This window comes from Caballeronia sp. LP006, assembly GCF_031450995.1.
Lineage (GTDB): Bacteria > Pseudomonadota > Gammaproteobacteria > Burkholderiales > Burkholderiaceae > Caballeronia.
On the sequence record NZ_JARTVW010000003.1, the window covers coordinates 429,213 to 447,653 of the forward strand.

At 62.5% G+C, this 18,441-nt stretch carries 17 protein-coding genes; 9 read left to right on the forward strand and 8 right to left on the reverse strand.

Annotation, left to right across the window (positions count from 1 at the left end):
- The first annotated feature begins 151 nt into the window (after positions 1 to 151).
- Positions 152 to 1,066: a tetratricopeptide repeat protein gene (locus P9250_RS06620; RefSeq protein WP_310391887.1), complete on the forward strand. Its 915-nt coding sequence runs from the start codon at positions 152 to 154 to the stop codon at positions 1,064 to 1,066.
- 251 nt (positions 1,067 to 1,317) lie between these two features.
- On the opposite strand, the gene P9250_RS06625 is transcribed toward P9250_RS06620, so the two are convergent.
- From P9250_RS06625 to P9250_RS06645, 5 genes are all read right to left on the reverse strand, one after another.
- Positions 1,318 to 2,274 carry an ABC transporter permease gene (locus P9250_RS06625; protein ID WP_310391890.1) on the reverse strand — a complete coding sequence of 319 codons (957 nt, stop codon included), beginning with the start codon at positions 2,272 to 2,274 and terminating at the stop codon, positions 1,318 to 1,320.
- A 7-nt stretch (positions 2,275 to 2,281) separates the two neighbouring features.
- Entirely contained in the window at positions 2,282 to 3,265 is a 984-nt protein-coding gene (locus P9250_RS06630) for an ABC transporter permease (RefSeq protein ID WP_409014818.1), read from the reverse strand.
- A complete protein-coding gene (locus P9250_RS06635) occupies positions 3,262 to 4,818 on the reverse strand; it encodes a sugar ABC transporter ATP-binding protein (RefSeq protein WP_310391893.1) in 1,557 nt (518 codons plus the stop codon). The genes P9250_RS06630 and P9250_RS06635 overlap by 4 nt, the downstream gene beginning before the upstream one ends.
- A 70-nt stretch (positions 4,819 to 4,888) precedes the next feature.
- Positions 4,889 to 5,896 (reverse strand): ABC transporter substrate-binding protein, encoded by a 1,008-nt coding sequence (locus P9250_RS06640; RefSeq protein ID WP_244830853.1) that lies wholly within the window; start codon positions 5,894 to 5,896, stop codon positions 4,889 to 4,891.
- 105 nt (positions 5,897 to 6,001) lie between these two features.
- The gene (locus tag P9250_RS06645) at positions 6,002 to 7,102 is read right to left on the reverse strand and encodes a LacI family DNA-binding transcriptional regulator (protein WP_244830852.1); all 1,101 of its coding nucleotides are present in this window, start codon (positions 7,100 to 7,102) and stop codon (positions 6,002 to 6,004) included.
- Between the two features lie 188 nt (positions 7,103 to 7,290).
- Between P9250_RS06645 and P9250_RS06650 the strand changes: the two genes are divergently transcribed.
- Together P9250_RS06650 and P9250_RS06655 are read left to right on the forward strand one after the other, a co-directional pair.
- Positions 7,291 to 8,076: a phytanoyl-CoA dioxygenase family protein gene (locus tag P9250_RS06650; RefSeq protein ID WP_309847018.1), complete on the forward strand. Its 786-nt coding sequence runs from the start codon at positions 7,291 to 7,293 to the stop codon at positions 8,074 to 8,076.
- Positions 8,073 to 9,023 carry an aldose 1-epimerase gene (locus P9250_RS06655; protein ID WP_250511015.1) on the forward strand — a complete coding sequence of 317 codons (951 nt, stop codon included), beginning with the start codon at positions 8,073 to 8,075 and terminating at the stop codon, positions 9,021 to 9,023. The genes P9250_RS06650 and P9250_RS06655 overlap by 4 nt, the downstream gene beginning before the upstream one ends.
- 70 nt (positions 9,024 to 9,093) lie before the next feature.
- Here the strand turns inward: P9250_RS06655 and P9250_RS06660 are convergent, their stop codons facing one another.
- Positions 9,094 to 9,411 (reverse strand): hypothetical protein, encoded by a 318-nt coding sequence (locus P9250_RS06660; RefSeq protein WP_244830849.1) that lies wholly within the window; start codon positions 9,409 to 9,411, stop codon positions 9,094 to 9,096.
- A 144-nt stretch (positions 9,412 to 9,555) separates the two neighbouring features.
- Positions 9,556 to 9,777, reverse strand: a complete 222-nt coding sequence (locus tag P9250_RS06665) for a hypothetical protein (RefSeq protein ID WP_244830848.1) — start codon at positions 9,775 to 9,777, stop codon at positions 9,556 to 9,558.
- A 103-nt stretch (positions 9,778 to 9,880) separates the two neighbouring features.
- Here P9250_RS06665 and P9250_RS06670 point away from each other — a divergent pair, with 103 nt between their 5' ends.
- The 3 genes from P9250_RS06670 to P9250_RS06680 all read left to right on the forward strand — a co-directional run bounded on the left by P9250_RS06670 (position 9,881) and on the right by P9250_RS06680 (position 12,969).
- Positions 9,881 to 10,240: a DUF3140 domain-containing protein gene (locus P9250_RS06670; RefSeq protein ID WP_310391896.1), complete on the forward strand. Its 360-nt coding sequence runs from the start codon at positions 9,881 to 9,883 to the stop codon at positions 10,238 to 10,240.
- A gap of 76 nt (positions 10,241 to 10,316) precedes the next feature.
- Positions 10,317 to 11,528 carry a putative DNA modification/repair radical SAM protein gene (locus P9250_RS06675; protein ID WP_244830846.1) on the forward strand — a complete coding sequence of 404 codons (1,212 nt, stop codon included), beginning with the start codon at positions 10,317 to 10,319 and terminating at the stop codon, positions 11,526 to 11,528.
- Between the two features lie 7 nt (positions 11,529 to 11,535).
- Positions 11,536 to 12,969: a UdgX family uracil-DNA binding protein gene (locus P9250_RS06680; RefSeq protein WP_310391898.1), complete on the forward strand. Its 1,434-nt coding sequence runs from the start codon at positions 11,536 to 11,538 to the stop codon at positions 12,967 to 12,969.
- Here P9250_RS06680 and P9250_RS06685 read toward each other — a convergent pair.
- Positions 12,966 to 13,754: an SDR family NAD(P)-dependent oxidoreductase gene (locus P9250_RS06685; protein ID WP_250494540.1), complete on the reverse strand. Its 789-nt coding sequence runs from the start codon at positions 13,752 to 13,754 to the stop codon at positions 12,966 to 12,968. The two genes, P9250_RS06680 and P9250_RS06685, sit on opposite strands and share 4 nt — an antisense overlap.
- A gap of 324 nt (positions 13,755 to 14,078) precedes the next feature.
- Here P9250_RS06685 and P9250_RS06690 point away from each other — a divergent pair, with 324 nt between their 5' ends.
- The 3 genes from P9250_RS06690 to P9250_RS06700 all read left to right on the forward strand — a co-directional run bounded on the left by P9250_RS06690 (position 14,079) and on the right by P9250_RS06700 (position 18,402).
- The gene (locus P9250_RS06690; RefSeq protein WP_310391900.1) at positions 14,079 to 14,831 is read left to right on the forward strand and encodes a DUF4410 domain-containing protein; all 753 of its coding nucleotides are present in this window, start codon (positions 14,079 to 14,081) and stop codon (positions 14,829 to 14,831) included.
- A gap of 57 nt (positions 14,832 to 14,888) precedes the next feature.
- On the forward strand, positions 14,889 to 16,169 hold the full coding sequence (cls, locus tag P9250_RS06695) for a cardiolipin synthase (RefSeq protein WP_250494542.1): 1,281 nt from the start codon (positions 14,889 to 14,891) through the stop codon (positions 16,167 to 16,169).
- A 118-nt stretch (positions 16,170 to 16,287) separates the two neighbouring features.
- Positions 16,288 to 18,402 (forward strand): EAL domain-containing protein, encoded by a 2,115-nt coding sequence (locus P9250_RS06700; RefSeq protein ID WP_310391903.1) that lies wholly within the window; start codon positions 16,288 to 16,290, stop codon positions 18,400 to 18,402.
- Positions 18,403 to 18,441 lie beyond the last annotated feature (39 nt).

An 18,441-nucleotide genomic window follows, 5' to 3' on the forward strand; every position in this document is an offset into this window, starting at 1 on the left:
CGGGCACCGGTACGAATGTGGAAACAACGCCGCGACTTGATTCGCGAAGAGGGATCAAGCGAACGCCTCATCTTCCGTCCGCAAGACGAAATAACAGAGATCTACCTGAGATCGAATTAGTTTGGTTTCCTACGCAAGAGAAATAATCACCATGCCTGAAGACAATGATCGAAACGTAACGATGACATTTGCTGAAGCCGAAGCGAAGTTTCGTCAGGACATCGAGGCCAATCCTTCCTCGGTTGCAGCAAAAAACAATCTCGCGCTGGTGCTGCGCCAGCTTGGCCGCTTCGCCGAAGCAGAGACGTTGTTGAACGAGGCGCGGACTCTGCAGCCCACGTCCGCCGACATTATTGTCAATCTGGCGCTTGTCATGGCAGATCAAAAGCGTTTCGCCGACGCCGCATCCTTTTGCCGTGAAGCGCTGGCTATCAGGCCGGATTCCTCACTCGCGCACTGGATGCTCGGCTGCATCCTCAGCGACGAAAAGCGCGAGTCGGAAGCCGAGGACGCTTTTCGCCAGGCTATCCATCATCAGCCGGACATGCTTCAGGCGCATTGCGCGCTGTCTGATCTGCTGCGCCGTCGGCAGCGTCTGCCAGAAGCCGAGGCTGCAGCGCATGCTGCCATCGAGGCGCAGCCGCAGTCGGTCTCCGGCTATCTTGCGCTCGGTGATGTCCTTTGCGCCGCCGTTCGTCTAACCGAAGCCGACACTGCATTCCATCGTGCACTGGACATCGATCCCAAATCCGCGGAAGCCTGTTGCGGTCTGGGCAATGTGTCGGAACGACGCTTCAATCCGGCCGAGGCCGAGGCGCACTTCAAGGAAGCTTTGGCACGGCGTCAGCCGTTTTTCGAGGCGAGTATCGGTTTAGGCATGGCCATGCTCAATCTCGGCCGATTCGCCGAGGCGGAAGGTGCGCTGCGTCAGGCGCTGGCCATTCGCCCCGACGACATGCGCGCGAAGGATGCGCTCAACTTCGTTCTTACGCGTCAACTCAAACCGGCCCCGCTTGTGCCGGGAACGGTGTTCGCAGTCCCGCCGAACCAGAAGACGTCGCCCTAATGCTTGGGTAAGCCGGGCGATTGTTCCTGCGAGGAGCATGCCGACCACAACACCTCTCGCTGCTCCGGCCACTTTCCATGGCGATGCAGCGAGCAGAGTGCCCCAGGCATGACCGGACCCTTCACGCGTTCGCGGGGAAGGGTCCGCACTTTGCCGTTTGCATCGATCGCAAAGCGCGGCGCTGCTTGCTAAAGCGGCGGTTCGTCGCGATAGACTTCATCAAGCTCCAACGATCGTGCAACATCCAAACTCTACCGCGCCACCTTGGCCACCATCGCTTTCCTGTTCAGCACCCGCGCCTGCAGCACGATCACGAGCAGCAGGAACAACCCGCGAATCACCGACTGCCAGTAAGCCGATAACGAGATATAGCCCAGGCCGTTCTCGAAGTTGAGCAGATTGAAGACGAGGCCGAGCAGCGCGACGCCCGCAATGGTCATCGCGATAGAGCCGTCGCCGCCTGTCAGACGCGTGCCGCCGAGCACCACCGCCGAGATCGCGAACAGTTCCCAGCCGATGCCTTCGTTTGGCTGTCCCGCGCCGAATTGCGCCGCGAGAATCGCGCCGGCGATGCCCGCGAGCAAGCCGCTCACGGCATACACGGCGACGAGCGTGCGATCCACATTCAGTCCCATCAGACGCGATGCTTCCTCGCTCCCGCCGATAGCCAGCGCATGCCGCCCGAAGCGCGAGCTGCGCAGCGCGAGCCAGCCGACAATCGCCGCCGCGGCCGCGACGAGCCCCGGAATCGGCAAGCCGAAGAGATCGCCTTGGCCGAAGTTGGCGAAGCTGGTGTCCGACGAGATGGCGACGGCATCGTTATGGCCGAGCAGAAGCGCGAGGCCATGCGCGCCGAGACTCGTCGCCAGCGTAACGATGAAGGGCAGTATCCGCAGATGCGTGATCACGAGCCCGTTGAGCAGGCCCACCGCGAGACCGGCAGCCGAGCCCGCGAGCACCGCCGCCACGCCGCCATGCGGACTCGCGAGCGCCGCGACCACGCTTGCGAGCGCGGCCACCGCGCCCACGGACAAATCGATGCCGCCCGTGATGATGACGAACGCCATGCCGATGGAAATCAGCGCGAACATGGAGTTGTAGCGCCAGAACGACGTCACGTTGTATTCGGATGCAAAGTGCTCGTACCGCACGACGCCAAGCACGAGCAGCGCCGCGAGCGCGATGAGAATCGGGAGGTTCTTCTTCATGTCGTCGTCAGCCTCGCTTTCTCTGCACGTACACGGCGGCGATGATGATCGCGGCTTTCAGCACCAGCGCGGCGGCATCCGGAATGCCGTGTGCAAGCAGCGTATAGCGCAGCAACTGGATGATGAGCGCGCCGATCAGCGTGCCCGTGATATACGCCTTGCCGCCCGTGAGCGCGGTGCCGCCGACGGCCACGGCCGCGATGGCATCGAGTTCCACGCCGAGGCCGACCACGTTCGCATCCGACGACGAATTCACCGAGATCGAAATCAGTCCGGCCAGACCCGCGAGCGCCGCGCACGCCGTGTACGCGATCATCTTCACGCGCGCGGTCGGAATGCCGGAAAGATACGCCGCTTCCTCGTTGCCGCCCGTCACGAGCAGATATTTGCCGAAGAGCGTCTTACGCACGATCCACGTAAAGATGGCGACGAGCGCGAGCATGAGCAGGATCTGAAACGGCACGCCCGCCACGCGGCCCAGCGCAATCCACTGAAACGCGGGATTGTTGAAGGCCTGCAGGCTGCCATCGGTGACGACCTGCGCAATGCCGCGTCCCGCGATGAACAGCACGAGCGTCGCGACGATAGGCTGCACATTCAGCCGCGTCACGAGAAAGCCGTTGAAGACGCCGCATAGTGCCGCCGCCACGATCGGCAAGGTGAATGCGAGCAGCAAGCCGCCCGGCCCGTCGATGTTCATGAAGAGCATCGGCGCGAGCGCACCGGAGATGGCCATCGAAGCGCCCACGGACAGGTCGATGCCGCCTGTCGCCACCACGAGCGTCATGCCGATGCCGACGATCACGATCGTCACCACCTGCGTAAGGTTCACGTTGAAGGTCTGCAGCGACCAGAAGTGATCGGTAAAGAGCAGGTTGAAAAGGATCATCGCGACGAGCACGACGATCTCGCGTTGAATCGCCACGCCGCGTTTTTTCTTCCGCGCGGGCGCGGTATCCGCGACGATAGGTGCGCCGGTTTTCTCTATCACGACTCGGTTCCTTGAGCGGCCGAAGCCAATGTCGATTCCTCGCCCGTGCCGTAAGCGATCGCATCCATGATCGAGGTCTCGGTCATCTGCGCGCCGTCCAGTTGCGCGACCGTTTCGCCGTCGCGGATCACGACCGCGCGATCGGCCACCGCCGTCAACTCTTCCAGTTCCGATGCCGACAGCAGCACCGCAAGCCCCGCATCGCGCAACTCACGCACGATTTTCGCGACATCGGCTTTCGCGCCGACGTCGATACCGCGCGTGGGTTCGTCGAGCAGCAAGAGACGCGGGTTGGTCGCGAGCCAGCGCGCGAGCAGCACCTTCTGCTGATTGCCGCCCGATAGCTCGCGGATCGGCTGATCCGGCGAGCGCAGCTTGATGCCGAGCGAGGTGATGAAGCCATCGACGATTTCGCGCTGTTTGGCCACGTCGATCACGCCGCGTCTGGTCAGCGCCGGCAGGCACACGAGCGTGAGGTTGTCGCGCACGGAAAGCTCCGGCACGATGCCTTCGGCTTTGCGATCCTCGGTGAGATAAGCGATGCCGCGCGCGATGGCGTCTTTCGGCGACTTGAATGCGATCTCCGCGCCGTCGACCGCGAGCGTGCCGTTGGACGGACGGTCCGCGCCAAACAACAGGCGCATGGTTTCCGTGCGGCCCGAGCCGAGCAATCCGGCGAGTCCGACGGCTTCGCCCGCGTGGACATCGAGCGTGACGTCGGTGACTTTCGCGCCCGCCGAGAGACCCTGCGCGCGCAACGCCACCGCGCCGCGCTTGGCGAGATTCGCTTCCTTCACGGCATCGTCTTCGTGCACGACGGCGGCAAGCGTGCGGCCGAGCATGGTCGTGACGAGCTTGAGCTTGTCCATCTCCTGCATGCTGCTTTCGGCGACGGTCTGGCCGTCGCGCATCACCGTGACGCGGTCGCACAGTGCATAGAGTTCATCCAGCCGGTGCGACACGAAGATGACCGCGCGGCCGTCGTCACGCAAGCGGCGCACGACCGTGAACAGCAATTCGACTTCACGCTCGTCGAGCGAGGAAGTCGATTCGTCCATGATCACCATCTTCGCATCCGACGATACCGCGCGCGCCAGCGCGACCATCTGCTGAATGGCGGTGGAATATTCGCGCACGGGCTTTTTGACGTCGATGTGAAGGCCGAACGATTCGAGCAATTCATGCGCGCGCCGCTGCACGGTTTTCCAGTCGATGAGTCCGAAGCGGCGCGGTTCGCGTCCGAGAAAGATGTTCTCGGCCACGGACCGGAACGGCACCAGGTTGATCTCCTGATAGATCGTACTGATGCCCGCTTCACGCGCTTCCTTGGGCGTGCGGAAATCGGTTTCGCGGCCATCGAAGCGAATCGTGCCCGCGGTCTTTCTATACGCGCCCGTGAGAATCTTGATGAGCGTGGACTTGCCTGCGCCATTCTGGCCGATGAGCGCGTGCACTTCGCCCGCCGCCACGGTGAGGCGGGCGCGCTTCAATGCGGGCACACCGCCGAAAGCGATGTCGATGTCCTGCATGTCGAGGAGGGGAGCGTTGGGCATGGCGTCGGTGTTCGTCCGGAGAAAAGAGCGGGCGTCCGTGAATAGACGCCCGCGAACCAGCCAACTGCGCTCAATACCCGTACTGCATGCTTTCCTTGACGTTGCTCTTGTCGTAGAAGCGGTCCGAGACCTTGACCCACGGCGGGATGGTTTCGCCCTTCGCGAACTTCTGCGCGACGTCGCACGCGAGCGGGCCGAAGAACGGACTCGACTGCACGCTTGCGCCCAGTTCGCCCGCCTGAATGGCTTCGAGTCCGCCCTTGGTGCCGTCGATGGTCACGAGCACGATGTCCTTGCCCGGCTGCTTGCCGGCCGCCTTGATCGCCGCGATCGCGCCGAGCGCCATTTCGTCGTTATGCGCGTAGACGGCGGTCACGTCCGGATGCGCCTGCAACAGCGTTTCCATGACCTGACGACCCTTGTCGCGTGCGAAATCGCCGCTTTGCGACGCGACGATCTTCATACCCGAGTTCTTCGCGATGACATCGTCGAAACCTTTCTTGCGGTCGTTTGCAGCGGAGGCGCCGGTCGAGCCTTCCAGTTCGATGATCGTCGCCTTGCCGTTGGTTGCCTTCACGAGCCAGTCGGCGGCGCGCTGACCCTGATCGATGAAGTCCGAACCGATGAACGTGATGTAGTCGCGGCCGGCCTTCACCGTCGATTGATCGACGTTACGATCGACGAGTATCACCGGAATGCCGGCTTTCTTGGCCTGCAGGATGACCGGCACGAGCGGCTTCTCTTCGCGCGGCGGGAACACGAGCAGATCGACGTGCTGCGCGATCATGCTTTGAATGTCCGATACCTGCTTCGCGGCCGAACTGTTCGCGTCGGTCATGACTACCTGCCAGCCGCATTTCGCGGCGACATCCTTGAAGCTCTTGGTTTCCGCGAGCCGCCACGGATTGTTGCTCTCGGTCTGCGCAAAGCCGACCTTGAGCGGCTTCTTGTTGGCGATCTTCGGCAAGCCGTCGTCGGCGGCATGGGCCGCGCTGAAACCCATGGCGAGCGTCAGGGCGGCAAGCGTGGCGGCGAGCGGGCGCAAGCCCAGGCGAGTGTTCTTTTCTAGCGACAGCATGTCTTCCTCCGATAGGGATGGGTGCCTTCTTCTATTGATGCCGATGCTTATGTGTTGCCCGGTCTGCTGCTGCGAGAGTTGATTTCCGGCGAGAGCGTAGTCGGTTTATGACTCGTCATCGCTAATATTATTAATTGCGAGTTGCTTTGCTTCGGTAATTTCCCTGACGGAACCGCGTTCGATGAGCGGGCCGTCCAGCTTCACGGTGCGGCGTCGCACCGGTGCGCCGGCCGCGCGATTGTGTTCTTCCTGCAGTAGCGTTTCCACGGCCCAGCGACCCAGGTCGTAGTTGGGCAAGACCACGCTCGACAGCGGCGGATGCGTATGGCGCGCGATCTCCTGATCGTCGTAGCCGAGCACGGAGACATCGTCGGGCACGCGCAGTCCGAGTTGCTTGAGCGCTTCGATTGCACCGAGCGCCATCAGGTCGTTGGCGCAGAAGATGGCCGTCGGCGGATTCGCCTCGCGCATCAATGAAAGCGTCTGCTCGAATCCAGTGGCCGGTCCCCAGTCGCCTTCGCGGACCAGTTCCGGCGCAAACGGCAGGTCCGCCGTCGCCAATGCCGTGCGATAACCCTTGAGCCGGTCGCGCGCCGCGTCTTGCCACGGTTCGCCGTTGATATAACCAATTCGCCGATGCCCCGCCGCCAGCAAATGATCCGTCGCCGTGTGACCGCCCGCGACCTCCGCCGGCACGACCGAAGACACGTTCGCTTCGCTCGCATAGCAGTTGAGCAGCACGGTCGGCACCTGTTCGAGCGCGGCGGGCACCGTGACGCGGCGCGTGTAGACCGTCGCGTAGATCACGCCGAGCACGTCCGGATTGCCGAGCGTCGCGTCGAGCACGCGCGCCTCGATTTCCGCGTTGCCGTGCGTCGAATAAACCGCGAGCATGCGGCCGTGGGCGAAGGCGGCATCGCGCGCGCCGTCGATGCTCACCACCGGATGCGGACTGGTCGAGATTTCATCGGCCAGATAGACGATCAGATTGCGCTCCGCCGTATCCAGCGGCGCGAACGAAAGCGGCTCGCGCTGCGTCATGCGATAGCCGAGTTCGTGCGCGGCGCGCAGCACCTTGTCGCGCGTGGCGTCGGAAAACTTCGCGCCGGACGCGTTGTTCAGCACGAGCGATACCGTCGATTGCGAGACTCCGGTGAGTTTCGCGATGTCTGTCATCGTCGGGCGGCGTTGGGTGGTTTTCTTCATCTGGCGCGCCGTCGTAACGGCGGCGATTCATCCGTGAGCGTGCCGCTAATATTAATGATGATTCCGCGAAATGCCGCTCGGGGTTTTCACTGGTTTTGCGTGGAAAATTACTAATAATATTGACGGACGGATTACGCCCATGCCATTCTTGGCTTCACTTCGGCAAACATAACAAGGAGACGACACGCATGGGCCGATACGACGAGAGCGCAAGAGATGCGCTCGCGCAGGACTTCGAGCGCGATGGCTTCGTTTTGTTGCGGGAACACTTTCCACGCGCAACCATCGAAGCCTGGCGCGATGCGTTCATGCCTTTGCTCGCGCCGCATAGAGAAGCAGCGGACGGCAATCGCGGGCCAGGCCGCTATTACGTGACCTTGCCTTTCGAAGGCGCATTTGCCGATCCATCGATTTTTTGCGATGAGGACATCGTGGCCATCGTCGAGCGCGTAGCCGGCGCCGATCCGGTCATGTGCCAGCTCGCAACTGATACGCCCGTGCGCGGTTCTGACTTTCAGGACTGGCATCGCGATACGCCCGCGCTCTTCGACGACGCGCCGGAAACGCCTTCGTTCCAGCTAGCGGTGAACTTCCCGCTCGTCGATGTCGACGACAGCAACGGTCCGCTCGAAACCACGCGCGGCACGCATCGCATGTCGCGCGAAGAAGCGCTCGCCGGTCTCGCCGATGGCCGCTTCCCCGCCGAACGCGTGCCAATGCGAATTGGCGACGTGATGATTCGCGATGTACGCGGCTTGCATCGCGGCACACCGAATCTTTCCGGTGCGCCCCGGCCTATGGTCGTGGTCGGCTACAGCCGGGCGTGGTATTTCCGGCCTGAAGTGCGGATCGATGTGCCGCGCGATGTCTTCGCCAGCTTGCCCGCTCGCGCAAAGCGTTTGCTGCGTTACAACCCGCAAGTCGAAAGCACGGCGCGCACCTTCGACGAAAGCTACCGGCAGTTTGCATATTGAACGCCGCTCTAGACTCCAACGCCCGCGGAAGTGAAGCGCTCGTCGAACTGCGTCATGGCGCGCGGCGTGTTGTACTCGCTCCGCATATCGGCGGCGCGATAGCTGCGTTCTTCGAAACGCGCGATGACGGCGTCGTTCACTGGCTGCGGCCCGCTACGCCGGATGCGCTCGCTGGAAGGAATCCGCTCGGCATGGGCAGTTTTCCGTTGCTGCCGTATTGCAACCGCATTCGCGATGCGCGCTTTGCCTTCGATGGCGTGGAGATCGATCTGTCCGGCGACGGCAACGGTTTTGCGCACGCGCTGCATGGCAATGCGTGGCGGCTGCCGTGGCAAGTGAGCGCGTTATCGGAGGCGCAGGCGACGTTGAGTTTGCGGCACGAGCCTTCGCAAGAAGCCGCGCATCACTGGCCGTTCGCTTACGAAGCCGAACAGCGCATCACGCTCGACGCACATGCGCTCAATGTGACGATCAAGATGCGCAATCTCTCGCCAAGAGCGATGCCCTTCGGCATGGGACATCACCCGTACTTTCCGCGCACCGAAGCGACTTTCGTTCACGCAAATGTCGACTCGATGTGGCATGCAAGTCCCGATCCGCTGCCGCTGCACGCCGGTCCGCATGCTAGCGTCGATGCACTGACTTCGACGCAAGGTATGTCTGCAAACGGCTTCGATCTGGATAACCACTTCACGGGTTGGAAGCACACGGCGACAATCGACTGGCCGAACGAAGGCCGCTCGGTCACGCTGCACGCCGATGCACCGCTGGACTTCATGGTGATCTACGCGCCGGCCGTGTTTCCTTCACTGCTTTGCGTGGAGCCGGTGAGCAATGTCGCGGACTGGGTCAATTTGAATGTCGAGCCGGCGCTGAAGGGAGGAGGCGTGCTGCAAGCGGGTGAGTCGATCACGGCATCGTTTTCGCTTACGACCAACGTGCGCTGATTCATCGATTCGCTGAAGAACAAACGAAAGCGCCCGGACCAAGGCCCGGGCGCTTTCAACTGTTGACGACTTAATTGGACTGGCCGCCAGTGCTGTTGTTCGACATGCCGTTGTTCGACATGCCCGAGCTGCCCTTTTTCATCTTGCCCATCTTGTGCGAGCCGCTGCTGTTCGAACCGGAAGTGTCGCCACCGGTGGCGCCCGAGGTCGAACCCGTCGTGCCGTTTGCGTTCGGTGTGCTCATGCCCGTGCCACCTTGACCCGCGCCGTTACCGCCTGCCGTGCCGCCACCGCCGCCTGCTCCGCCGCCCGCGCCCTGCGCGAATGCCGCGCCCGACAAGCTCAGAACCAGCGCCGATACCAGCAAGCTTTTTTGTGCAATCTTCATGATGTCCTCCCGAGTGGAATTTCGATGCGCGCCGCCTCGTGTCCGGAGCGACGTCGCTGCTTACATACCGCAATCGGCGTGCCGCGTTGCGAGCGAGCAGCTTTCAGCCGTCGACGTCTAAAAGAAAGAACACCGGGTTAGCGGTTAGGCAAGCACTTCGTCACACCACTCAATAGCCCACGAGCGCGCGCAATGCAGCGCATCCGCCTGGCTCTGGAAGGAGTCGAGATCGCCTGAATCGAAAACTTCCACATGCGCGGTGTCGTCCTCCGAGGCGCGCGTAATTCGCGCGTGAGCCTGGTAGTTCCCGTCTTCGTCGTGTGGCGCGGTGCAGTCGATGTGAAAGGACCGGTAATCAAAGCGCATTGATTTCTCCGTAGGTGAGTGGACAAAGGCTAGCACGCTTGCGGCGTCTTGCCGGGTGCATGGCTTGCTCTTTCGTGACGAGAAACTTAACGGATGAACGCTCATGACCACTCGACACGCGCAGCATGGACACCCTGCGGACGAAGATGAAGCCCAAATCTACGGGGCTTTCAAGGACCTCGTGAACATGACGCCGCACCAGATAGAAAAGTGGCTCGCGACGGATCAATCCCGCGAAGTTGGCCAGAAAGACGGCAACAGCGAGTCCGTGGGACACAAGTCGGGGCGGCACATTATCGACACACTCGGCAAGAAGAAGGCCGACCTGAGCGATGACGACTACGCGCATATGCGCAAAGTGGTCGGCTATATCAAGCGACACCTCGCGCAACGACCGAATGACGTCGAGCACTCGCACTGGCGCTATTCGCTGATGAACTGGGGCCATGATCCTCTCAAGTAAGCCGCCAAAACGGTCGATTGCTTTCCGCTACCCACACACATAGAATACTGTACGTATATACAGTATAAAAGCCAAGATGGATCTGTCCGAAAAGCTCGAAATTCTTGCTGACGCCGCCAAGTACGACGCGTCGTGCGCCAGCGGCGGCGCGCCGAAACGGGAATCGCGCGGCATCGACGGGCTTGGCGCGAGCACGGGCTCAGGCATTTGCCATAGCTTCACGCCGGACGGCCGCTGTGTGTCGCTGCTCAAGATTTTGTTGACCAACTTTTGTCTCTACGATTGCCGCTACTGCATCAACCGCCGGTCGAGTAACGTGCCGCGCGCCCGCTTCACGCCGGACGAAGTCGTCAAGCTCACGCTGGACTTTTATCGCCGCAATTACATCGACGGCTTGTTTCTCAGTTCAGGCGTGATCCGTTCGTCGAACTACACGATGGATCAGCTCGTGCAAGTAGCACGATCGCTGCGTGAAAAGCATCGCTTTCGCGGCTATATCCATCTGAAGACCATACCGGATGCCGACCCGGAACTCATCGAACTGGCGGGGCGTTATGCGGACCGCTTGAGCGTCAACATCGAGCTGCCGACCGAAATCAGCCTCGAACGTCTTGCGCCGGAGAAGAGCGGCCGCACCATCAAACTCGCGATGGGCAACATCCGCGTGGCGCGCGAAGAGTCGGAAGCGGAGCCGCGCGCGCCGCGTTTCGCGCCCGCCGGGCAAAGCACGCAGATGATCGTTGGCGCGGACGAGACCGATGACCGCACCATCCTCGGCACGGCGGAAACGCTGTACGGTTCTTATCAGCTCAAGCGCGTCTATTACTCGGCCTTCAGCCCTATCCCCGACAGCCCGTCGGGTGTGCCGTCGCAGGCGCCGCCATTGTTGCGCGAGCATCGACTGTATCAGGCGGATTTTCTGATGCGCGGCTACGGCTTCGAAGCGCAGGAATTGCTCGGAACGGCCGGTAACCTCTCGCTCGATATCGATCCTAAGCTCGCCTGGGCGCTGTCCCATCGCGAACGCTTTCCGGTGGATCTGAACGCCGCGCCCGTGCGCATGATCTCGCGAGTGCCGGGCATCGGCATGCGTAATGCCAAGCGTATCGTCGAGTTGCGCCGTTCGCGGCGCGTGCGGTATCACGATGTCGCGCGGCTGCGTTGCGCAATGGACAAGGTGAAACCGTTCATCGTGACGGACGATTATCGGCCGCCGTTGCGCGAGGCGTCGACGGAGCAGTTGCGGCGTTCGCTCGCGACCGAGCCCGTGCAGTTGTCGCTCATCTGAGCGGATCATGCACGTCATCGAGATAGACGACGACTTCGACTCCTGGCGGAGCGCGGCGCTCATCGCGCTGGCAAAAGAGCGCGCGCCCGAATCGATCGAATGGCGCACGGCCGAAGGCGCGGCGCAAGCGCCTGCGCTGTTCGGCGACGTCGTTGAAGACGCCGCCGCCTCCGAGGTGAAGCCCGCACAGATCCGCGTTTCGAAGGAACTGGCGGCGTTGCTGAAAGACGCAGCCTGCTTTCGCGACGAACGCCGCTGGAGCTTCCTCTATCTCGTGCTATGGCGCTGGTCGCATGGCGACCGTTCGGTGGCATCGCCCGCGGATGAAGACGGCGCGCGGCTTTATAGGATGGCCAAGGCCGTGCGGCGCGCGCAGCACGACATGATCGCCTACGTGCGTTTCCGGCAGCGCGACGAGGCGCTCGGCGCACCTGAGTACGTCGCATGGTACGAGCCGGATCACGACGTGCTCGCTTGGGCCGCCGAACACTTCGCGGCGCGCATGGGACGCTCGTCATGGCTCATCACCACGCCCGACGGCGCCGCGCTCTTCAACGGCGAGCGCCTGCAACTCGAGCGCCGCCGCGCGCTCGCCGCCGATCACGCGAACGACGCCGCCGACGCCGCCGAGGCGCTCTGGATGACCTACTACCGCAGCATCTTCAACCCGGCGCGGCTGAACGAGAACGCGCTCGAACAGCATATGCCGGTGCGGTTCTGGAAAGGTTTGCCCGAAGGCGCGCTCATTCCCAAGCTCGTGAGCGATGCGCGCGGCGGCGCGCGGCGTGTCGGCCAGGCGCGCAGCGTCGGCGCACTCGGCGGCAAGGCGGTGCAGGTCGAAGCCGACGCCGCGCAACCCGAACGCGACGCGCCTACATCGCTCGATGAATGCCGCCGCTGTTCGCTGTGGAAGCACGCGACGCAAGCCGTACCCGGCAGCGGCCCGGCCGACGCGCGCATCATGCTGCTCGGCGAGCAACCGGGCGATCAGGAAGATTTGAAGGGCGAACCATTCGTCGGCCCGGCAGGGCAGTTACTCGACGACGCCATGCGCCGCGCGCAGCTTCCGCGCGAGCAGGTCTATCTCACGAATGCGGTCAAGCATTTCAAATGGGAGCCGCGCGGCAAGCGGCGCTTGCACAAGACGCCCGGGCAGCAGGAAATCGAAGCGTGTTCGTACTGGCTCGACAAGGAGCTTCAGGAGACCGGCGCGCGCGTGATCGTCACGCTCGGGGCCACGGCGCTGACTGCCTTGCTCGGCAAGCGGGCGACCTTGCAGGCGCATATCGGCCGTGTGGTGCCGTATGGCGACAAGTTCATCGTCGCCACGTATCACCCTTCGTATGCGCTGCGGCAGAACGACGAAGCCGCGCGCGAGAAAACCGTCGCGGCTATCGTCAGTGCGCTCGAAAAGGCCGCCGAAGTGAACGCGTCGCGCTAAAACGCCGACTTCACGACGCCGCCATCCGCGCGAACCGCCGCTCCGTTGGTCGCCGAAGACAGTTCCGAGCACACATACACGACCGTGTTCGCAATCTCCTCGGGCGTGATGAAGCGCTTGAGAATCGAGGTCGGCCGGGCTTCCTCGAAGAACTGCTTTTCGAAGTCCTTCAGGCTCTTGCCGCCCGAGAGCTTCTCCGCGAATTCCGTGACGCCTTCCGAACTCGTCGGACCGGGCAAGACCGAATTGACCGTCACGTTCGTGCCCGAACACGTCTCGGCGAGACCGCGTGACAGCGCCAGTTGCGCGGTCTTGGTCAACCCGTAGTGAATCATCTCGACGGGAATCTGAATACCGCTTTCGCTGCTGATGAACACCACGCGGCCCCAGTTTTTCTCCTTCATCTTCGGCAGATAGGCGCGCGAAAGCCGCACGCCCGACATCACGTTGGCGTTGAAGAAGCGCAGCCATTCTTCATCGGAAATTTCTTCGAAGGGTTTGGGATCGAAGATGCCCATGTTGTTCACGAGAATATCGACACTCGGGAAGCGCTTCACGAGTTCCGCGACCTGAGCGGCATCCGATACGTCGCCCGCGAAACCCTCGGCCTGTGCGCCCGGCGCCTGCTCCTTGAGCTTGGCGAGGGCGGCATCGACGGAAGCCTGCGAGCGGCCGTTGAGGATCACCCGCACGCCTTCGCGCGCGAGTCCCACCGCGATGGCGTGCCCGATGCCCTTGGTCGATCCGGATACGAATGCCAGCTTGCCGGCGATCTTGAGGTCCATATGCGCTCCTTGAAAACGATTCGTGGATGCGACGCGCCACCTCGCGCGACGCCTGGCGGTCATGGTAACCAGAAGTGGTGCACCTCTGCACAAGCGGTGCGCCGGCGCGGGCCGCGAAGGCCGCGAAAGACGTGAAACCTCGCGACATCAATGCTCGATGGCGCACGCGGCGGGCATCGTCCATAGTGGCGACCAGCGTGACGCAGACATCGCGGTAACGAGTGAACCCAAGCGCCGTATCACGCACAGCCAGGATCGCGGTTATACGGTCCGATATCCCCGAATTTTTGCTTTCCGGCGCGGCCGGCATAAAAGGTGCACATCATGTTCGACTCGATCAAGACCCCTTCGCTTCACTCGCTGCTGAAGCTGGCTCGCCGCGTGACGGTGGCAAGCCTGTTTGCCGGAGCGGCGCTCATGGCCGGTTGTACGAACGCAAACGCGCAGACCGTCGCAGGCCCCGACGTGATCTACGTCTACGCATTCGATAGCGACGCGTCCCACGTCAAGCTCGATCAACATGGTCTCGCGTCGAAGCTTTCCAGCGCGTTCTCGGGCGATACTTCCGCCGCACAGCAAGCGCAGGAGGCCACGGCCGCGCGTGAGGAAGTGGCCAACGAAATCGTCGCGAAGCTGCAAGCGCAGGGTCTGCGCGCCATTCGCGCAGACGTCGCGTCGCCGGACGATCAAAACGTGCTCGCCGTGGTCGGCAACTTCAGCACGATCGATGCGGGCAATCGCCGCCGGCGCGTCCTGATCGGACTCGGCGCGGGCGAAAGCCAGGTGGGCGCGAACGTGCAACTCGTCTTCAAGCCGGCGCACGGCGCGCCGCAAGTCATCGAACAGTTCGATGCCAAGGGCGACAGCGGCCACGCACCGGGCGTCGCGGAAATGGCGGGCGTCGGCGCGGCGGCGGGCCATGTGGCGAGTTCGCTCGCGGTATCGGGCGGCATGCACGCGGTATCGGAGACGAAGCACGCGGATGTATCGTCCGATGAAAAGCGCCTGGGCGACGCCATCGCCAAGGAAATCGCCAAGGTGAGCCGGGAAGCAGGCTGGACGGCATTTAGCGGTTGAACAAAAACCCAATACACTGTGGGTCCCGGACGCCAGTTCCTTCACCGAGACCCCCGCATGCCGGCGCTTGCCCTGATTGCTGTGATTGTCCTGACCGTCGTCGTGACCGTGGTCATCGTGCTGCTGATCGCGAATCTGACGAGCGGCGAAAAGAAGATCGAACACAAGATCGAACGGCTCTACGCGAGCGACGATCCGCAATTTCTCCGCTCGATGGGACTGTTGCTCGGCCCGCCCGTCGTGGATGGCAACTGCTTCGAGATGCTCGTCAACGGCGATCAGATTTTCCCGTCTATGCTCGCGGGCATTCGCGGGGCGAAGAAAACCATTACCTTCGAAACGTTCATCTACTGGTCGGGCAAGATAGGCGAAGAGGTGGCCGCCGCGCTCGCCGAGAAAGCGCGCTCCGGCGTCGCGGTACACGTGCTGCTCGACTGGGTCGGCTCCTCGAAGATGGACAAGCGCTACTTGCAGATGCTCAAGGACGCGGGCGCGGAGGTCATTCAGTATCACAAGCCGCACTGGACCGGTCTTGGCCGCATGAACGACCGTACGCACCGCAAGTTGCTCGTGATCGACGGTCATACGGGCTACACGGGCGGCGTCGGCATTGCCGAGGAATGGACCGGACACGCTCAGGACGAGAAGCATTGGCGCGACACGCACTTCAGGATAACCGGCCCGGCGGTGGGACAGATGCAGGCGGTCTTCATGGACAATTGGGTCAAGGCCACGGGCAACGTGCTGCACGGCGGCGACTACTTTCCCGAGATCGCGCCCGCGGGCGACGGCCTCGCGCACATGTTCAGCTCATCGCCCTCGGGCGGCAGCGACGACATGCAACTCATGTATCTCATGGCGATCACCGCCGCCACGACGTCGATCCATCTGTCGAGCGCGTATTTCGTGCCGGACAAGCTGACGATCAACGCCATCGTGGAAGCGGCGAAGCGCGGCGTGCGCGTGCGTATCATCACGCCGGGCAAGCGGATCGATACACACACGGTGCGCGAAGCCTCGCGCGCCTGCTGGGGCGACCTGCTCGCGGCGGGCGTGGAGATGTACGAATATCAGCCGACCATGTTCCACTGCAAGCTGATCGTGGTCGACGAATATCTCGTGTCGGTCGGGTCGACCAACTTCGACAGCCGGTCTTTCAAGCTCAACGACGAAGCCAATCTCAACATCTACGACCGCGACTTCGCGGCCCAGCAGACCGCTATCTTCGACGACGACGTGACCCGAGCCAAACGCATCACGCTGAAAGACTGGCAACATCGGTCCTTGCGTGAACGCGTGCTCGAACGCGTGGCCGCGCTTCTCGATTCGCAACTTTGAAGCGCTTCTTACCTGGACAAAAGTTGCGTGCGGAACTAATTGCAGCCGCACACTAAAGAAGCGCGATACCGCGCCGATAAGACGCTCACACTATTGAGTCTTCGACATCGGCCCGGACATGCACGGCACCTATAACTTATGGCTGGTCGCGGCATCCTTGATCGTCGCGACGCTTGCCTCCTTCACCGCGCTCGACATTTCGGGCCGCCTCGCCATGCTTGGGCAGTCGCGCCTGCGCCACGTCTGGCTCGCAGGCGGCGCGGCGTCCATGGGCCTCGGCATCTGGTCGATGCATTTCATCGGCGTGCTGGCGTTCCAGTTGCCGATTCCGCTCGGCTACGACTTCTGGATCACCACGGGATCGCTGGTCATCGCCGTCCTGACGTCTTTCTTCGCGCTCTACGTGATCACCGGCGCAAAGCTCACGGCGCGACGGCTCGTGGTCAGCAGCGTGATGATGGGCGCGGGCATCGCGGCCATGCACTATACGGGCGATGCCGCCATGCGCATGCTGCCCGCGATCGTCTACGACCCGACGCTGTTCGCGGCGTCGATCGTGATCGCCATCGTGGCTTCGGGCGCGGCGTTGTGGATTGCGCGGACCTTGTCTGACGCGAACAAGTCGCACGTGCTGACCAAGCGCGCGGCGGCGGCGCTGGTGATGGGTATCGCCATCACGGGCATGCATTACACCGGCAATGCGGCGGCCGAGTTCGCGCCGGGTTCGATCTGCGGCGCGGCCAACGATGTCGATACACACTGGCTCGCGACTACCGTCGTGCTCTTTACGCTCACCATTCTGATCATCACGCTGGTGCTGTCGCGCCTCGATGCGCGCACCGCGTTCCTCGCCGGCTCCGTCTCGCGGCTGAACGGACAGATCGTGCGCATGGCGACCTTCGACACGCTGACCGATTTGCCGAATCGCAGCACGATCACCGAGCGCATCGAGCGCGCAATCAAGAGCGCGCAGTCGGGCGGCAACGGCTTCGCCATTCTCTTCATGGACCTAGACGGCTTCAAGACGATCAACGATTCGCTCGGCCACTCCATCGGCGATGAAGTGCTGAAGGCGTTCGGCCGGCGTCTGCAACAATGCGTGCGTGGTGGCGATACGGTGGCGCGCATCGGCGGCGACGAATTCGTCGTGATGCTGGAAAACCTTCCCGAGCCCGCCGATGCCGAAAAGATGGCCGAGCGCGTACTCGAATCCATGCGTCAGGGGCTGATGGTCGCGAAACATACCTTGCAGGTAATGCCGAGCATCGGCATTGCGCTTTATCCGCAGGACGGCGACACGGTCGATGCCTTGCTCAAGCACGCGGATATCGCCATGTACGAAGCGAAGCGCGGCGGGCGCAGCACCTATCGCTTCTTCGAGGCGAGCATGAACGAAGCCGCCGTGCGGACCTTGCAGATTCAGCAGGCGTTGCACGAGGCATTGAACGCGGGACACTTTTATTTGCTGTTCCAGCCGAAGTTTCGCGGCGCCAACGGTACGCTGGCGGGCGCGGAAGCGCTCATCCGGCTGGATCATCCCGTGATCGGCGTACTGACGCCGCTCGAATTCATTCCGATTGCGGAGCGCTCGGGGCAGATCGTGCAGATCGGCTACTGGGTCGTGCGCGAGACTTGCCGACATATCGCGCGCTGGCGTGCCGAGGGCCGGCCGGCGGTGAAGGTGGCCATCAACTTGTCGCCGCGTCAGATGAACGAAGTGGACCTCGTGGCGAACGTGATGCGAATCGTGCGTGAAGAGAGCGTGCCGAGCGACCAGATCATGTTCGAGATCACCGAGACCGTCGCCATGCAGGACGCGCCGCGCACCATCGAGATGATTCGCGCGTTTCAGGACAATGGCTTCGAAATCGCCATCGACGATTTCGGCACGGGTTATTCGAGTCTCGCGTATCTGCAGCGGTTTCGCGCGAAGCAATTGAAGATCGACCGGTTTTTTACCAACGGGCTGGACGAGAACGGCCACGAAGGGCGCGCGATCGTATCGGCGATCATTGCACTCGCGCATTCGCTGGACATGGATGTGGTCGCGGAAGGCGTCGAGACGGGATCGCAATTGAATCGCCTGCAAGACTTGATGTGCGATGAAATGCAAGGCTTCTTGCTGGCGCGACCGCTTTCGGCGGATGCGTTTGGCGAGTTGCTGGCTCCCTCGAACGCGAGGACCGATGATGCGGTAAGTGGCGCATCGGCGTCTGGCTTAATTACGGGATAAGCGCGCCGGGCGTTTCATAGCAATCCATACATCTCTCTC